This is a genomic window from Devosia sp. (genome assembly GCF_025809055.1).
GTDB lineage: Bacteria > Pseudomonadota > Alphaproteobacteria > Rhizobiales > Devosiaceae > Devosia.
Window position 1 is genome coordinate 2,834,611 of sequence record NZ_CP075529.1, and the last position, 15,254, is coordinate 2,849,864.

Annotated in this window: 15 protein-coding genes; 4 read left to right on the forward strand and 11 right to left on the reverse strand. The window is 64.1% G+C overall.

The genetic code is table 11. The features are described 5' to 3' along the window. Window positions 1-62: 62 nt before the first annotated feature. Window positions 63-686 (forward strand): hypothetical protein, encoded by a 624-nt coding sequence (locus KIT02_RS13915; protein WP_297578690.1) that lies wholly within the window; start codon window positions 63-65, stop codon window positions 684-686. 199 nt (window positions 687-885) lie between these two features. Further along, on the forward strand, window positions 886-1,908 hold the full coding sequence (locus tag KIT02_RS13920) for an LLM class flavin-dependent oxidoreductase (RefSeq protein WP_297578692.1): 1,023 nt from the start codon (window positions 886-888) through the stop codon (window positions 1,906-1,908). Here the strand turns inward: KIT02_RS13920 and KIT02_RS13925 are convergent. Beyond that, entirely contained in the window at window positions 1,905-2,426 is a 522-nt protein-coding gene (locus tag KIT02_RS13925) for a hypothetical protein (protein WP_297578695.1), read from the reverse strand. The two genes, KIT02_RS13920 and KIT02_RS13925, sit on opposite strands and share 4 nt — an antisense overlap. 290 nt (window positions 2,427-2,716) lie before the next feature. On the opposite strand from KIT02_RS13925, the gene KIT02_RS13930 reads away from it, so the two are divergent. Then, window positions 2,717-5,278 (forward strand): PBP1A family penicillin-binding protein, encoded by a 2,562-nt coding sequence (locus KIT02_RS13930; RefSeq protein WP_297578698.1) that lies wholly within the window; start codon window positions 2,717-2,719, stop codon window positions 5,276-5,278. Between the two features lie 155 nt (window positions 5,279-5,433). On the opposite strand, the gene KIT02_RS13935 is transcribed toward KIT02_RS13930, so the two are convergent. The 6 genes from KIT02_RS13935 to KIT02_RS13960 form a co-directional block, all read right to left on the reverse strand. Continuing rightward, the gene (locus KIT02_RS13935; RefSeq protein ID WP_297578701.1) at window positions 5,434-6,120 is read right to left on the reverse strand and encodes a L,D-transpeptidase; all 687 of its coding nucleotides are present in this window, start codon (window positions 6,118-6,120) and stop codon (window positions 5,434-5,436) included. A gap of 51 nt (window positions 6,121-6,171) precedes the next feature. Beyond that, window positions 6,172-6,510, reverse strand: a complete 339-nt coding sequence (locus KIT02_RS13940) for a hypothetical protein (protein WP_297578703.1) — start codon at window positions 6,508-6,510, stop codon at window positions 6,172-6,174. Between the two features lie 50 nt (window positions 6,511-6,560). Next, window positions 6,561-7,313, reverse strand: coding sequence for a SprT family zinc-dependent metalloprotease (locus tag KIT02_RS13945; protein ID WP_297578707.1), 753 nt, complete (start codon window positions 7,311-7,313; stop codon window positions 6,561-6,563). 67 nt (window positions 7,314-7,380) lie between these two features. Continuing rightward, the gene (locus KIT02_RS13950) at window positions 7,381-8,037 is read right to left on the reverse strand and encodes a GNAT family protein (RefSeq protein WP_297578710.1); all 657 of its coding nucleotides are present in this window, start codon (window positions 8,035-8,037) and stop codon (window positions 7,381-7,383) included. Next, a complete protein-coding gene (locus tag KIT02_RS13955) occupies window positions 8,034-8,894 on the reverse strand; it encodes an NAD-dependent epimerase/dehydratase family protein (RefSeq protein WP_297578721.1) in 861 nt (286 codons plus the stop codon). Before KIT02_RS13955 ends, KIT02_RS13950 begins: the two co-directional genes overlap by 4 nt. A gap of 2 nt (window positions 8,895-8,896) precedes the next feature. Further along, window positions 8,897-9,601: a glutathione S-transferase family protein gene (locus KIT02_RS13960; protein WP_297578723.1), complete on the reverse strand. Its 705-nt coding sequence runs from the start codon at window positions 9,599-9,601 to the stop codon at window positions 8,897-8,899. An 84-nt stretch (window positions 9,602-9,685) separates the two neighbouring features. Between KIT02_RS13960 and KIT02_RS13965 the strand changes: the two genes are divergently transcribed. Beyond that, on the forward strand, window positions 9,686-10,498 hold the full coding sequence (locus KIT02_RS13965; RefSeq protein WP_297578726.1) for an undecaprenyl-diphosphate phosphatase: 813 nt from the start codon (window positions 9,686-9,688) through the stop codon (window positions 10,496-10,498). On the opposite strand, the gene KIT02_RS13970 is transcribed toward KIT02_RS13965, so the two are convergent. The 4 genes from KIT02_RS13970 to KIT02_RS13985 form a co-directional block, all read right to left on the reverse strand. Beyond that, the gene (locus tag KIT02_RS13970; RefSeq protein WP_297578729.1) at window positions 10,495-11,124 is read right to left on the reverse strand and encodes an outer-membrane lipoprotein carrier protein LolA; all 630 of its coding nucleotides are present in this window, start codon (window positions 11,122-11,124) and stop codon (window positions 10,495-10,497) included. The genes KIT02_RS13965 and KIT02_RS13970 overlap by 4 nt on opposite strands. 78 nt (window positions 11,125-11,202) lie before the next feature. Next, a complete protein-coding gene (locus tag KIT02_RS13975) occupies window positions 11,203-11,544 on the reverse strand; it encodes a metalloregulator ArsR/SmtB family transcription factor (RefSeq protein WP_297578732.1) in 342 nt (113 codons plus the stop codon). Beyond that, window positions 11,544-12,191 (reverse strand): SRPBCC family protein, encoded by a 648-nt coding sequence (locus KIT02_RS13980; RefSeq protein WP_297578734.1) that lies wholly within the window; start codon window positions 12,189-12,191, stop codon window positions 11,544-11,546. The genes KIT02_RS13975 and KIT02_RS13980 overlap by 1 nt, the downstream gene beginning before the upstream one ends. Before the next feature lie 192 nt (window positions 12,192-12,383). After that, window positions 12,384-15,116, reverse strand: a complete 2,733-nt coding sequence (locus tag KIT02_RS13985) for a DNA translocase FtsK (RefSeq protein WP_297578737.1) — start codon at window positions 15,114-15,116, stop codon at window positions 12,384-12,386. Between the last annotated feature and the right edge of the window lie 138 nt (window positions 15,117-15,254).

Consider the following 15,254-nt stretch of genomic DNA (forward strand, 5'->3'; position numbering starts at 1 on the left):
TGTCCTGGCTTGCCTCCCTCACAATTGTCCCTAACGTACGAGAGCATTACTTGGGGGCAATCATGATCGATCGCACGGCCATTGTTGGCTTGGTATTCCTAGTCGCTGGTTTGGCGGGTAGGGCCACTGGCATGGAATTCATGCAACATCCAAACGCTAGCAGCATGCCGGCGGTGACCGCCATTCTGGCAACTGGAGAGATCGAAGAAGGCGATGTGGAGCGTCTGTTCGAATTCCTATCGCAAGCAGAGATCCGAAGTAACATCGCCATCTACCTCGCCAGCCCCGGCGGTTCGCTCTACGAGGGCATGCGATTGGGCACGGTCTTCAAAGAGAGGCGAATTAAGACAGTCGTCGAGGGTGATCAGGTCTGTGCAAGCGCCTGCGCCTTGGCGTTTCTCGGTGGTCGTGACAAGGAGGGCCGCCCTTGGCGCTCTAGTTCATCCAACAGTCTCCTGGGATTTCACGCTTTCTCATGGGCCGGTACGACACCTGCGGATGCGGACACAACGCAAATGGTGGTGTCAGATGTTCTGGCGTACGGACAATTGGTCGACGCTCCACTTGAGCTTCTTATCCTAAATTTTTCAACGCCTTCCCACACGATGTATTGGCTGAACCAAGATGAGATATGTTCCCTGGGCATCAAGCTCTGGGACGTGCTTGGTGACCGCTTCATCTGCTGATCACTCTTGGATGCGCCGCGCCGAAACCAACCAGATTGTGCTTACCAAAGCAGGCACATGGGCGTGCCTTCTTGTCGGCGCGAGTCTGTTCGTCCACATGCATCAATGCGTTCGAATTGCCGGCCTGTTGGGAGGCGGAGTGAGCGCCTAACTAGACAGGCGACGCCAACCTTGGAGGCGGAGTTACGGTGAGACACACATGAAAAAGATCGGTTTTCTGTCCTTTGGCCACTGGAGCCCATCGCCCAATTCCGGCACGCGGTCGGCCGGGGATGCGCTGTTGCAGTCGATCGATCTGGCGGTGGCGGCGGAAGAGCTGGGTGCCGATGGCGCGTACTTCCGCGTGCATCACTTTGCCCGCCAATTGGCCTCGCCCTTTCCGCTGCTGGCGGCGGCCGGGGCGAAAACCACGAAAATCGAGCTCGGCACGGCCGTGATCGACATGCGCTATGAAAACCCGCTCTATATGGTCGAGGATGCAGGGGCTGCCGATCTGATTGCCGGTGGGCGGCTGCAACTGGGCATCAGCCGCGGATCGCCCGAACAGGTCATCGATGGCTGGCGCTATTTCGGCTATGAGCCGGCCGAGGGCCAGACCGACGCGGACATGGCCCGGATCAATGCCGAAATATTCCTCAAGGCTCTGGCCGGGCAGGGTTTCGCCCAGCCCAATCCGCAGCCCATGTTCCCCAATCCGCCGGGCCTGTTGCGGCTCGAACCGCATTCGCCGGGCCTGCGTGAGCGCATCTGGTGGGGCGCCGCCAGCGACGCAACCGCTGTTTGGGCGGCAAAGATGGGGATGAACCTGCAATCCTCGACGCTCAAATTCGACGAGAGCGGCAAGCCCTTTCACATCCAGCAGGCCGAACAGATCCGCGCCTATCGGGCCGCCTGGGCGGAAGCCGGTCACCCCGGTACGCCGCGCGTTTCCGTCAGCCGTTCGATCTTTGCGCTCGTCAACGATCAGGACCGCATGTACTTCGGCTCCGGGCGTCCAGAGGAAGACCAGTTCGGCTATATCGAGCCGGAAAAGCGCGCCGTCTTCGGCCGCGGCTATACCGCCGAGCCGGACAAGCTGATCGAGGAGCTCAAGCGCGACGAGGCCATTGCCGAAGCCGATACGCTGCTGCTGACGGTGCCCAACCAGCTCGGCGTCGACTATAACGCTCATGTGATCGAAGCCATTCTGACCCATGTCGCGCCGGGCCTGGGCTGGCGTTAAGGCAGGCTGAAGCGGGATCCGGCGCAGCCATTGGCCTGCCAATAGCGGGAGACATCGGTGAACTGGCCGAAGGCGGCCTGTTCAATGCGCGCCGCAAAGGCCATGGCCCGGCATTCGTCGGGACCGGCAACCACATGCACAAGTTCGTGCAGAATGGTCAGCACGCGCAGGCCATCGGTGCCGGCGCTGGAAAATTGCGGGCAGAGCACCAGGCTGATGCTGCCATTGTCCGGCGGCATGCGGACAAAGGCCGCAAACCGGCCGCATTCGCCATTGGCCGTGGTCTGGTTGACGACGGCCAGAAGCACGGTGCCACCCCAATGGTTCGAGGCGAAGCGGCGCAGGGTCAAGGCGTCGCGATAGGCCGAAAGATCCACCCCGCTCTCGGGCTGGGCCAGGCTGGGGCGCGCGCGCTCGAACGCCGCGATGGCGCCGTCAAAGGCGTCGGTCACCGCATCGGCCCGAACCTGCGCAGTCAGCAGAAGGCCAATGATGGCAAGGGCGAGGCGTCTTCTCATCCGGCCCTTGTGCCTTTCGGCGCTGCACTCCGCAAGCGCTTTGCCGGACGGGGGCAATCCGGGGGTTGTGGCCCGGGCGACACACAGGCGCCCAGACCGTCCGGACCCACATAAACCGGCCACATTTGCCGCACAGAACCGTCTCATCCGGACGCGCGGCAGATGGTGGGAGCGGCAGACCGCTCAAGGCGCCCGTCGAGCCGGACTTTAACCTCTCGCTTACCTTTTGTTTCCCTCATGGAGAGAACAGAGTAGAAGCGGTGTGACACCCCAAAGCCCAGGACCATTCGATGGACTTCCGCATTTCGGCCGATGATCGTGTTGGTGCCCCCAATGCCAAGCAGGGCAAGGCACAACCGAAAGCGGCGCGCGGCCAGCGCGTCGAGCCCAGCATGGGCCGCTCGGTCGGCGTCTTTGTCGATGACGAGCGCTCCGGCGGCGCCCCGGGCAATGGCGGTGGCGGTCGCGGCGGCAAGCCACCCAAGCCGCCGCGTTCGGAAAAGCCGCGTCGCGGCAAGGCCGTGGCGGCCAAGCCGAAAAAGCGCCGGTCGCGCTCCGGCGGCTTTCTCATGGGCCTGCTCTGGTGGGGCTTTGTCGCCTGTCTCTGGGGCGGCCTGGCCGTCATCGGCATCATCGTCTATTACGGCGCCCAACTGCCCTCGTCCAATACCTGGGCCATTCCCGAACGCCCGCCCAATATCCGCATCCTGGCCGCCGATGGCAGCCTGATTTCCAATCGCGGCCAGACCGGCGGCGAGGCCATCACCTTCCGTGAACTGCCCTATTACGTCCCGGCGGCCTTCATCGCTTCGGAAGACCGGCGCTTCATGAGCCATTTCGGTGTCGACCCGCTGGGTCTGATTTCGGTGGCAGTCGAATCGGTACAGGCGCGCGATATCACCCGCGGCGCTTCCACCATCACCCAGCAGGTCGCCAAGAACCTGTTCCTGACGCCCGACCAGACTCTGGGCCGCAAGGTGCAGGAAGCCATCCTTGCCATCTGGCTTGAGCAGAATTTCACCAAGGAAGAAATTCTCGAACTCTACATGAACCGCGTCTATTTCGGCGCCGGTGCCACCGGCATCGAGGCAGCGGCTCAGACCTATTTCGGGGTTTCGGCGCGCAATCTGTCGCTGGGCCAGGCGGCCATGCTGGTGGGCATCCTGCCCGCGCCTTCCGCCTATAATCCCAAGACCAATCCGCAGGTCGCCATCGAGCGTCAGCGCCTGGTGCTCAATGCCATGGCGCGCGAGGGCTATATCACCGAGGCCGAGGCCTCGGCCGCGCGCATCGATCCCGATGAGACCGTACGTACCCGCGTTGCCGGGTCGGAATCCTATGTGGCCGACTGGGTCGAAAGCCTGATGACCGCCTATATCGGCGACATTGAAAAGGACGTGGTGGTCCAGACCACCATCGACTACCGCATGCAGAAGGATGCCGAGTTCATCGTCAAGGAAGCGGTGGCCAATGAGGGGCCGAACCGCGGCTTCACCCAGGGTGCCCTGGTGGCCATGGACGTGGACGGCACCATCCGCGCCATGGTGGGCGGCGTCGACTACCAGCAGAGCCAGTACAACCGCGCCGTCACCGCCAAGCGCCAGCCCGGCTCGACCTTCAAGCCCTTTGTCTATCTCGCTGCCATGGAAAAGGGCTATACGCCCGACACTTTGGCCGAGGATGCCCAGTTCGACTATAACGGCTGGAGCCCGCGCAATGCCTCGGGCAAATATGCCGGAACGGTCACCCTGCGCCAGGGCCTGGCCTATTCGCTCAATACCATTGCGGCGCGCCTTGCCATCGATGTGACGCCCGAAAAGGTGATCGAGGTGGCCATGCGCATGGGCATTTCCTCCAATCTCACCCCGGTCCCCTCGATTGCCCTGGGCACGCAGGAGGTGAACCTGCTCGAGTTGACCAGCGCCTATACCCCCTTCGCCAATGGCGGCAATGGCGTCATCCCCAATGTCATCACCAAGATCGAGGATGTCGACGGCAAGCTGCTCTTCGAATCCTCGACCGCCGGTCCGGGCCGGGTGATCGACCCCAATGTGCTGGCCGAAATGAACGACATGCTGGAAACCGCCGTGGAAGTGGGCACCGGCAAGGGCGCCAATCTCGGCGGCTGGGAATTTGCCGGAAAGACCGGCACGTCCCAGGAATCGCGCGATGCCCTGTTTGTCGGCTATACCTCCGCCATGGTCACCGGCGTGTGGCTGGGCAATGACGACAACAAGGGCACCAAGCTCTCCGGCGGCAATGTCCCGGCCCAGATCTGGTCCGACTTCATGACCAAAGCGCATCAGGGCAAGAGCCCGGCCAATATTCCGGGCGGGTCCTATGCCGGCCAATTGATCGCCCAGCAGATGATCGATCCCAATACCGGCCAACCCGTCATCGACCCCGCCACCGGCCAGCCGGCGGTACAATATGTCGACGGGGGCACCGGCCAGCCCGTGCAGACCATGACCGACCCGGCAACGGGGCAGGTCTATGCCATTGATCCGGCTACTGGCCAGCCCAGCCAGACGCTGCAGCCCTATCAGGCTCAGTCGAGCAATCCGCCGATCCAGACCGGAACCATGGTCGATCCCGCGACCGGCCTGCCGATCGATGCCTCGGGCCAGGTGGTGCAATATGATGCCAATCAGGCGCCGATCGATCCGGAAACCGGCCTGCCCATGGTGCTGGTCGTTGATCCGGCCACCGGCGAGCAGGTCTGGGTGCCCAGCGCTCCGGCGCAGCAGCAGACCACGACGTTTGCGCCGCCGGCCGATTTCAGCCAGCAGCAGCCGGTCTATCAGGAACCGCAGTCCCAGCGCACGCTGATGGACCTGATCTTCGGCAATTAAGGGCGCTCATCCCCCTCATCCGTGAGGGGCGAGTGGGCGATGAAGCCGCAGGAAAGGTTCAGAGGCGAAACGCCCAGCACCGTTGAGCAAAAGAATAGCCCCCGGATCATTCCGGGGGCTTTTGCTTGCGCAGATGTGTTCGGCTGGTTTTGCGGCTACAGCACCACGATCGGCGCGCCATTGGGCACGCGGTCATGCAGGTCGATGATGTCGTGGAACAATAGGCGCACGCAGCCGCTGGACACGGCCTTGCCGATCGAGGCGACATCCATGGTGCCATGCACGCGATAGAGCGTGTCGCGATTGCCCTGATGGATGTAGAGCGCGCGGGCGCCCAGGGCGTTGAGCAGGCCCGGCGGCTGGCCACGGCGGTAGATTTCCAGTTCCGGCTGCCGCTCGATCATCTCGGCGGGCGGCGTCCAGACCGGCCATTTGCGCTTATAGGCGATATGGCCCTTGCCGCTCCATTCAAACCCGGCGCGGCCCAGGCCCACGCCATAGCGCATGGCCCGTCCATTGGGCATGGTCCAGTAGAGGAAGTAATTGGCGGTATCGACCACCACCGTGCCCTCCGGCTGGCCGGTGACATTGTCCACTTCCTGGCGCCAGAACATGGGCGGCATCATCGAAATGTCGGCGGCCGGCACAAAATAATCTTCGTTGGGCAGGGCCGCGTATTGCGCCAACACGTCCGGCGGCACGGCATTGCGTACCGGCTCGGCGGGGTTGGTGATCGGGGTGGTGCCGGTGGTCGTGCATCCGGCAAGGGCGAGGGCGCCCATGCTGGCGAGGCCCGCCAGCAGGGCGCGGCGCGACAGGGTCGCGGCAGCGATATGAGACATGATGATCCTTCGGCCCCGTCGGGGCGCTGAGCAAAGAGGGTGGAGGCGTGCTCAGGCTGCCTTGGGTGGCCGCAGGGGTGTGCGGGCAGGCCAATGGGGATCGGCTGCGGGCTCGTGCCCATAGACCGGCCGGCATTCCGGCGCCGGGGGCAATTGCGGTGCGCTGACGCCAATGGCGTGATGCGGGCCGCAGGGCATGACGATCCCCGAGCCCAGGTCGATATTGCCGCGCTGCACCTGCACCACAACCGGTATGGCGACATTGTTTTCGTCGACATGGTTCAGCACCACGATCGGCGTCGACACATAGCGATGCGCATGCGCCAGACTGGTCCCGGCGAGGGACGCAAAGGCGAAAAGGATCGCAATGAGGGGCAGGAGGCGACGCATGCCAATCTGTTAGGACAGCAAATGCGGCAGCAAAGCGGCAGGCCTGGACTTCATCCCGCCGAACCGGGCTTCTGCCAGCTCATCAGCTCGCGACCGTGTGCTTTCAGCCACGCCCGGCCGCGTTCCATATCCGGCAAGGTCCGGCGCACCACTGCCCAGAAGGCATCGGAATGGTTCATCTCGATGAGATGGGCCACTTCATGGGCGGCCACATAATCCAGTACATGCGCAGGCGCCAGGATCAACCGCCAATTGTAGTTGATGGTGCCTGTGCTCGAACAGGACCCCCAGCGGCTCGACTGGCTGCGCAGCCGCACCTGGCGCACGCTGACCCCGAGGCGCGTCGCGTGGTGGATGCTGCGCTGTTCGAGATCGGCCTGGGCTTGGCTCGTGAGCCAGTCATAGAGGCGCCGCTGCTGATGTTCGGGCGCGCCCGGCACCGCGATGAACGGGCCGTTCTCATCGTCACCCGTCTCCACCCGTCCGCGCACGCGCCCGGTGGCGCGGACCCGATGCGGAACGCCGCGCAGCGGGACAATGCCGTCGACCGCCAGGTGTTGGGCGCGACTGGCGCGCGGCAATCGCGCCGCCAGCCAGTGTCTGTGCTTGTGAAGAAACGCCTCCGCATCGCTCCAGCGCGCCTGGCTGGGCAAGGTCAGCAGGGGCCCGGTGGCGGGCAGCGACAGGCGGAGCGAGCGGGCCCGGGCGCTGACCTTGACGCGGATGTCCACCTCCACGCCATCGAGCTCGATGCGCGTGGACTTGGGGATCGGGGCCGGGCGCTGGCGCAGGAAGGAAAGCATGGAAAGCCGGTCAGAATCGATGGATCGAGTGTAGCCGATCCTGGCTGGCCTGTGATGTCACAGCAGTTCACCCGCGCGGCGTCGCGAGCCGGGTCAATTGCGCACCATCGGCGCCGAAGTTGGCTGGGTCCAGCCAGCGTTCGTATTCGGCCCGCAGGTCCGGCCATTCCGTGTCCAGGATCGAGAACCAGGCGGTGTCCCGGTTTTCGCCCTTGATGATCATGTCCTGGCGGAACACGCCCTCGAAGCGAAAGCCGAACCGGGTCGCGGCGGCTTTGGAGGGTTCATTGCGATTGTTGCATTTCCATTCGAAGCGCCGATAGCCAAGATCCTCGAACGCATGACGGGCGAACAGGAACAGGGCTTCCGTCGCCAGCCGCGACCGCGCCATGGGCAGGCCCCAATAGACCCCGCCGATCTCGATCGAACCATGCTCGGGGCGGATGCGCATCCAGCCCTGCTGGCCCAGGGCCTTGCCGCTGGCCTTGTCGATGATGGCCACATAACGGTCCGGCCCGGCATTGGTCTCGGCGATTCGCTGTTCCATGGCAGCGAGGCTGGATGGTGCCTCGCTTAACAACCAGCGATAGCGCTCGGCGCCACCTGCCATGGTGGATACGGCGAAAAGATCGGCGGCGTGGCGCCTGTCCAGGGGTTCGAGACGCACATAGCGTCCTTCGAGCACGACGCGGTCCGGGGCGGCGCGGGCAGGTTCTGGTGTCATCGTTCACTCGCAAGGATTGCAGCGAGGCCTTCTCGGTAAGTGGGGTAGAGCAGGTCCAGTCCCACGGCTCGCTTGATGGCGGCGTTGGACACGCGCTTGTTGTCCGAATAGAAACTGCGCTGCATCGGGGTAAAATCGGCCTGCTCGAAGGCAATGGCGGGCGGCGGTTCGGTGCCGATGAGGCCGGCAGCGTGGCTGACGACGTCCTGCGGGGGCGCCGGCTCGTCATCGGCGAGATTAAAGATGCCGGCCAGCTTCTGCTCCGCCGCAAGGCCGGTCACCCGCCCGATATCGTCGACATGGATGCGGTTGAACACCTGGCCGGGCTTGATCACCCGCCGCGCCGTGCCATCGGCCAGCTTGTCGAATGCGGAGCGGCCCGGGCCATAGATGCCGGCGAGGCGCAGGATCAGCAGCGGCACGCCGCGCGCCCTGGCATAGTCCTGCCATTCGGCCTCGGCCCTGACCCGCTGGCGCGAGCGCTCATTGCGCGGCTCGAGCGGCGCGGATTCGTCAATCCAGCCGCCATCGTGATCGCCATAGACCCCGACGGTCGAATAATAGCAGAGCCATTCGAGGTCCGGATTGGCATCGAGGTCCGGTCTGTGGTGCCGCAAGGCCGGGTCGCCGGATGCGTCGGGGGCGATCGAGGCCACCACATGGGAAAGCCCGTTCCTCAAGGCCGCGCCGACCGCTTCCGCCGGTGCGGCGCCATCGAAATGGAGCATGGGCACATCGCCCTCCAGCGTTGACGTGCCCCGCGTGGTGCCGGTGACATGAGGACGCGGTGTGCGGCCCGAGAGAAACTGCGCGCTGGCCTTTGCCGAATAGCCCAGCCCGAAGAAAAGGATGCGCATGCTCAGAAATCGAGATCGGCATAGCCCTTGGACGGGGGCATGGCGACCACCCGGTCATTGAGCAGTGTGCGGAAAGCCGGGCGCGACTTGAGGCGCGAATACCAGTCGCGCACCTCATTGGCCTTGGCCCAATCGAGATCGCCCATATAGTCGAGCGTCGACAAATGCGCGGCCAGGGCAAAATCAGCCAGGCTCATCTCGTCTCCGCCTAGCCAGTTGCGGCTGGCCAGGAGCCAGTTGAAATAGAGCATGTGTTCGGTGAGGTTGGTCTTGGCCGCGCGCAGCACCGAGGGCTCGGGGGTCGCGCCGCGCTGGTCGCGCTTGGCGATCTTTTCCTCGATGAGATAGCGCGTGACCTCGTCATTGAGCTTGAACAGCACCCACTCGACCAGGCGCCACATCTCGGCGCGGGCGTGGGGATCGCCCGGCATCAGGCTGCCGCCGTCGGCCGGGACATAAAAATCCTCGACGGCATGGATGACTGCGAGGATGCCGATGGCGGGCGTTTCGCTTTCGCCAAACAGAATGGGCAGCGTCGCCGCAGGATTGAGCTCCAGCAACTGCTCGTCCCGCAGCCAGGGGCGCATTTCCTCGAGATCCAGCGGCACACCATATTCGGCGCAGATCAGCCGGATGAGGCGGGAGGATGGATCGAGAGGGTAGTGCACGAGGCTCGGCATGGGACGCCCTAATTGCTTGGTGGCCATCCCGCCGTCCCCGCCTTGGCGCCTGTTGCGAACAGGACTAAGAGGTTTGGCAAAATCAGGCCCGAAAACGAGTTAGGGGATCACATGAACGGCGATCAAGGTCTTTTTGTGCCGCTGGTGCTGGGAATTCTCGAAGGGCTTACTGAATTCCTTCCGGTCAGTTCCACCGGGCACCTGCTGCTTGCGGGACATTTCTTCGGCCTCAGCCAGCCGGCGACCTTCATCGTTCTCATCCAGCTCGGCGCTATTCTGGCCGTGGTCACGGTCTATTTCGCCAAACTGGGCATGCTGATCCGCGATGCCCTGACCGGCAAGGCCTATGCCTGGCACTTTGCCCTGGCGGTCATCCTGGCCTGCCTGCCTGCAGTGGTGGTGGGGGTGCTGGCCCGCGAATACATCCAGCAGGTGCTCTATGAGACGCCGCTGGTGATCTGCATTTCGCTGCTGGTCGGTGGCGTGGTTTTGCTGCTCGTCGACGCCATGCCCAAGAAGGTTCTTTATGACGACATCTACCGGTTCCCCTGGCACCTGGCGCTGATCGTCGGCCTGTTCCAGATGCTGAGCCTGGTGCCGGGCGTGTCGCGCTCGGGCTCGACCGTGGTGGGCGCCATGCTGTTCGGGGCGTCCAAGCGCGCGGCGGCCGAGTTCACCTTCTTCATCGCCCTGCCGATCATGGTCGGCGCCTTTGGCTATGACCTCTACAAGAGCCGCGAGCTGATCGACCTGAGCCTGGGGCTCAACATCGCCATCGGCTTTGCCGCCTCATTCGTCGTGGGGGCGCTCGTGGTCAAGTATCTGCTTGATTTCGTCACGCGGCACGGCTTCGCGCCCTTCGCCTGGTGGCGCATTCTGGTCGGCGGTGCTGGCCTCGTGGCGATCCTGGCCTTCGGCTTTTAGGTGCCCGGCTCCTTGCCGCGATAGGTGGCGGGAATAGAGAAGAAGGAGCGCGGAATTTCCACGCCCTTCTGCACGTCATAGAGCGAGAAGGTCAGTTCGGCGCCCGATGGCTCGACCAGCGTCCACTGGGCCAGATCCTTGGTCTCGGTATCGAAGATCAGCGAGACCTGCACGGTGCCGGCCACGGTTTCGTCGATGACGGTGACGCTGATATAGCCGTCGCTCAGGGTGACATCGACGACATTGGCATTGAGCAGATTGATCTGGCTGCCCAGGAACTGGCGCAGCGGGATCGAATCCTGCGGATAGGCGTAATAGGTCTCTTCGCGACGATCGAGCACGTAGAACCCATTGCCGATCGAGACGATTTCCTCGCGGCTGGGCGGGGCATAGCGGAAGGCGATCTTGTCGGGGCGCTGCAGGAAGAAGGTCCCCTCGGTGCGTCCGCCATTGGTGTCGATCTGCAGGAACCGCCCGACCATGGTCGAGATGGCCGAATTATGCACGTTGATCTCGTTGATGAGCTGCTGTTCTTCGGCACTGAGGGCGCGGCCCTGCCCGAGGGCGGGCACGAAGGTGGACAGGCCAGCAGCAATACCGAGCAACAGGGCTTGACGTCGAATCATCGTCAGGTGTTCCTTGCGAAAGGGTGGTTCAACTCTACTCTAGTGAGCAATTGCGGCAACAGCTGGAAAGTTCCATTCTCACCGCGGCTCGTCCTTCGCCCGCGCCTTCCTGCCACGCGCAATTTCAGTGTCGAGAGCCTCGAGCCGCACGGGCCAGAACACGCGGAACCGCTCCAGCCAGTCGTCAATGCCCCTGAGCGGGCTGGTATCGAGCCGATAGATGCGGCGCGTGCCTTCCGGGCGCACCTGGGCAAAGCCATTGTCGCGCAACACCTTGAGGTGCTGGCTGACCCCGGCCTGTGAAATGCCGAATTCTGCTCCGATGACCGCGACTACATCACCGGAGGCCAGCTCGCGCTCGCTCAAAAGTTCGAGAATGCGGCGGCGCACAGGGTCGCCGAGGACGTCGAAGGCGTGCATCAGCTCTCCTGTGGCGGTTCGCCCGAATAGAAGCGCCGCGTGGCTTCGGCGGCTCGCCGGGCCTGCTCGGGCTCGTCGCCGCCATCGATGGAGGCGCGGCCCCAATCGGCGCTGGCCGCCCGCACCAGTTCCTTGGCTTCCTCTGACGTCTCCCAGCCATTGAGCCCCTCGGCCCGGACGTCGTCTTCCGGACGTTTCAGATGTTCGGCCAACCCCAGCAGCCCCAGTTCCCAGCCGACCCCGCCGGCGCCGGCGCCATACTGGTCCCAATGCGGATTGGGATGCGGGGCGATGTGATGGACGGCAAGCCGCGTCTCGTCACCTTTGGGTTCGAGGTAAACCTCGATCCAGCTCACATGGCCCATGAATTCCCAGGTGCCGGCGAAATAGCGCGGCGCTTCGCATGCCGTGATCGTGCCCGAGGCATTGCCTTCAACGGCGTATCGACCACCCAGCGCGAGGTCGCCCGAGACGGGCGCGAACCAGCGCTTGATGCGCTCGGGCCGGGTGACCGCCTCCCACAGATCGGCAATATCGGTGTTGTAGGTTCGCGAGGCGATGACGGCCTTGGCAGACTGGCCGTCCTTTTCCACATTGCGCACCTCGCGCTGCGTTGCGCCGAGATGGTCTGCGATATCGAAAGCCATGGCTCACTCCTTATTTCGTATTTCACTTATATAAGGAGTGGCTGATATTGTAAAGGCGCCGGAATCGTCACCGCCCGGCGTTGTAAACGGGGGTCGCCGCTTGCGCGGGAATGACACGGGGGTAGGGCAGGCCAGCCTGGTAAAAGGCCCCCCCTTGCGGCGGGGCCAATACGTGTTCAGCCCTGAAAGCGATCAGTAGCCGTCGGCATTGTTGCCGACCAGGATTTCACGCTTGCCGGCATGATTGGCCGGGCTGATGACGCCTTCCTGCTCCATGCGCTCGATGAGGGTCGCAGCCTTGTTGTAGCCGATGCCCAGACGCCGCTGCACATAGGAGGTCGAGGCCTTTTTGTCGGTGAGCACGATGTGGACGGCCTTGTCGTAGAGCTCGTCGCCCGAACCGCTGCCGCTGCCATAACTGCCGGCTTCGTCGCCGCCGAACTCACCGCCCTCTTCGTCTTCCTCGGTGATGTTGTCGAGATAGTCGGGCGTGCCCTGGCTCTTGAGGTGATTGACCACCGCCTCGACTTCACTGTCGGCCACGAAGGCGCCGTGCAGGCGCTTGGTGCGGCCGCCCGAGGCCATGTAGAGCATGTCGCCATTGCCCAGGAGCTGTTCGGCACCCTGCTCGCCCAGAATGGTGCGCGAGTCGATCTTGGAGGTCACCATGAACGAGATGCGCGTGGGGAAATTGGCCTTGATGGTGCCGGTGATGACGTCCACGGACGGGCGCTGGGTCGCGGTGACCATGTGGATGCCGGCAGCGCGGGCCATCTGCGCCAGGCGCTGGATGGCGCCTTCGATATCCTTGCCGGCCACCATCATCAGGTCGGCCATTTCGTCGACGATGATGACGATATAGGGCAAGGGTTCGAGATCGAACTCTTCGCTTTCAAAGATCGCCTCGCCGGTCTCGCGGTCGAAACCGGTCTGCACGGTGCGGGTGATGCTCTTGCCGTCTTTCTTGGCCTCGGTAACGCGCTGATTGAAGCCGTCGATGTTGCGCACACCGATCTTGCTCATCTTGCGATAGCGATCTTCCATCTCGCGCACCGCCCATTTGAGCGCCACAACCGCCTTGTGCGGATCGGTCACGACCGGCGTCAGCAGATGCGGGATGCCGTCATAGATCGAGAGTTCGAGCATTTTCGGATCGATCATGATCATGCGGCACTGCTCGGGCGTCATCTGGTAGAGCAGCGACAGGATGAAGGTGTTGATGCCCACCGACTTGCCCGAGCCGGTGGTGCCGGCGATGAGCAGGTGGGGCATACGCGCCAGGTCCGCGATCACCGGCTCGCCGCCAATGGTCTTGCCCAGGCAAATGGGGAGCTTGCCCTTCATCTTCTCGAAATCGGAAGAGGCCAGCATCTCGCGGAAGAACACCGTTTCGCGATTGTGGTTGGGCAGTTCGATGCCGATGGCATTGCGGCCCGGCACCACGGCGACACGGGCAGAAATGGCGCTCATCGAGCGGGCAATATCATCGGCCAGCGAAATCACCCGGCTCGACTTGATGCCCGGAGCCGGCTCAAGCTCGAACAGGGTCACGACCGGACCGGGGCGGACATTGATGATGTCGCCCTTGACGCCAAAATCGCCCAGAACTTCCTCGAGCCGCCGCGCCATTTCCTCGAGCCGCTCGGGGGCATGTTCCGGCGAGGGGCCTGTGCGCTTGGGCTCGGCCAAAAGGCTCAGCTCGGGCAGTTCGAACCCGGCGGGTTCGTCGAGGAACGAGCCCTGTGCTTCGCGGAAGACGCGCTGGCCCTGGGCCGGGCGCGGGGCGGGTGCCGAAACCGGCACCTGAGCGCGCGGGGCGGGCGCAGGCGCGCCATGATCGACCGGATGGAACCGCGAATCGCCACGACGGGTCTGATTGGGGACCGGCGCATCAGGCGCGAACGGGGCGTCGTCTGCCTCGATTTCCTCCGGGTAGTCTATGGCGGTGTCGTCATAGTCGCTGGCGGCACCGATGCGAGAAGCCGGGCGCGGCGCCATGCTCGGTTCGAAGGCAGGCTCGGCCGGGGCATGGATGCGCCGCTGCGGCACGGACATGCGCGGTTCATCGGCATAGTCATGGCCCGATGCCGACATGCTCGGCTCCTGGCCGGAAGCGGCAAAGTCCTGCTCTTCGGCGGCGCGGCGGGCGGCCTGTTCGGCGCGGGCCCGGCGGAAGGCGGTGCGGATCGAGTAGCCGGTGTGAACCAGGGCGCCCAGCACCACTTCGACGACCGGATTGGGTTCGGCCTCGTCGGCCTCATCGGTTGCCGATTTGCCGCGCTTTTCAGCCGCACGGGCGACCGGCACGGCCGTGCCCAGGCCCATGGCGATCCACAGCAGCGCCAGTGCCGGTGCGGCCAGGATGATGGCAAACAGCGTCGAGGTGATCGGCTGCGGGTCGGACCCGGCGATCATGCCGGCGAGATTGGTGAAACCCATGCCGGCCAGACCGCCAAGCCCGGTGGGCAGCGGCCAGCTTTCGGGCATGGCTATGAAGCTCATCATGCCGGCAAAGAGCACGGTGGTGCCGATCCAGGCGGCGGCGCGAATGCCCATCAGGGTGGGGCGGCGGCGCCGGATCATGGCCCAGCCCCAAAGGGCCAGCGGCACGATCATCACCAGGCTCGCAAGACCCAGAAACTGGAAGGCGACGTCGGCGATGACCGCGCCGGGATAGCCGAGCCAGTTGGCGGCAATCTTGTCGGTTGCGTAGGACAGGGACGGATCATCCACCGACCACGATGCCAGCGACACCAGCACAATCGTGGCCACGGCCAGAAGGATCACCCCTGCAAGACGCAACGGAATGCGTATGGCGATCGCCGGTGGCGGCGTCGGCACGGCCCGGGCACGGCCGGAGCTGGCCTTGGCGCGCGCTGGCACAGGGCGGATTTCGTCGAGTGTCGGAACGGGATGGCTGGGCATGGATACGCAAACTCGCTTGCAGGCCCAAAAGGAAGCGGGCCCGATGCCGCCATGCTAGGATGCTGTGGTTAATTGCATGCTAACCAAGCCAAACGGCCCCGGGGCAAACCACCGGGGCCGTCTGTACGTGCGTTGGAC

Coding starts and splice junctions, on each gene's coding strand:
- KIT02_RS13915 (WP_297578690.1), top strand. CDS start 63: ATGATCGATCGCACGGCCATTGTTGGCTTGGTATTCCTAGTCGCTGGT.
- KIT02_RS13920 (WP_297578692.1), top strand. CDS start 886: ATGAAAAAGATCGGTTTTCTGTCCTTTGGCCACTGGAGCCCATCGCCC.
- KIT02_RS13925 (WP_297578695.1), bottom strand. CDS start 2,426: ATGAGAAGACGCCTCGCCCTTGCCATCATTGGCCTTCTGCTGACTGCG.
- KIT02_RS13930 (WP_297578698.1), top strand. CDS start 2,717: ATGGACTTCCGCATTTCGGCCGATGATCGTGTTGGTGCCCCCAATGCC.
- KIT02_RS13935 (WP_297578701.1), bottom strand. CDS start 6,120: ATGTCTCATATCGCTGCCGCGACCCTGTCGCGCCGCGCCCTGCTGGCG.
- KIT02_RS13940 (WP_297578703.1), bottom strand. CDS start 6,510: ATGCGTCGCCTCCTGCCCCTCATTGCGATCCTTTTCGCCTTTGCGTCC.
- KIT02_RS13945 (WP_297578707.1), bottom strand. CDS start 7,313: ATGCTTTCCTTCCTGCGCCAGCGCCCGGCCCCGATCCCCAAGTCCACG.
- KIT02_RS13950 (WP_297578710.1), bottom strand. CDS start 8,037: ATGACACCAGAACCTGCCCGCGCCGCCCCGGACCGCGTCGTGCTCGAA.
- KIT02_RS13955 (WP_297578721.1), bottom strand. CDS start 8,894: ATGCGCATCCTTTTCTTCGGGCTGGGCTATTCGGCAAAGGCCAGCGCG.
- KIT02_RS13960 (WP_297578723.1), bottom strand. CDS start 9,601: ATGGCCACCAAGCAATTAGGGCGTCCCATGCCGAGCCTCGTGCACTAC.
- KIT02_RS13965 (WP_297578726.1), top strand. CDS start 9,686: ATGAACGGCGATCAAGGTCTTTTTGTGCCGCTGGTGCTGGGAATTCTC.
- KIT02_RS13970 (WP_297578729.1), bottom strand. CDS start 11,124: ATGATTCGACGTCAAGCCCTGTTGCTCGGTATTGCTGCTGGCCTGTCC.
- KIT02_RS13975 (WP_297578732.1), bottom strand. CDS start 11,544: ATGCACGCCTTCGACGTCCTCGGCGACCCTGTGCGCCGCCGCATTCTC.
- KIT02_RS13980 (WP_297578734.1), bottom strand. CDS start 12,191: ATGGCTTTCGATATCGCAGACCATCTCGGCGCAACGCAGCGCGAGGTG.
- KIT02_RS13985 (WP_297578737.1), bottom strand. CDS start 15,116: ATGCCCAGCCATCCCGTTCCGACACTCGACGAAATCCGCCCTGTGCCA.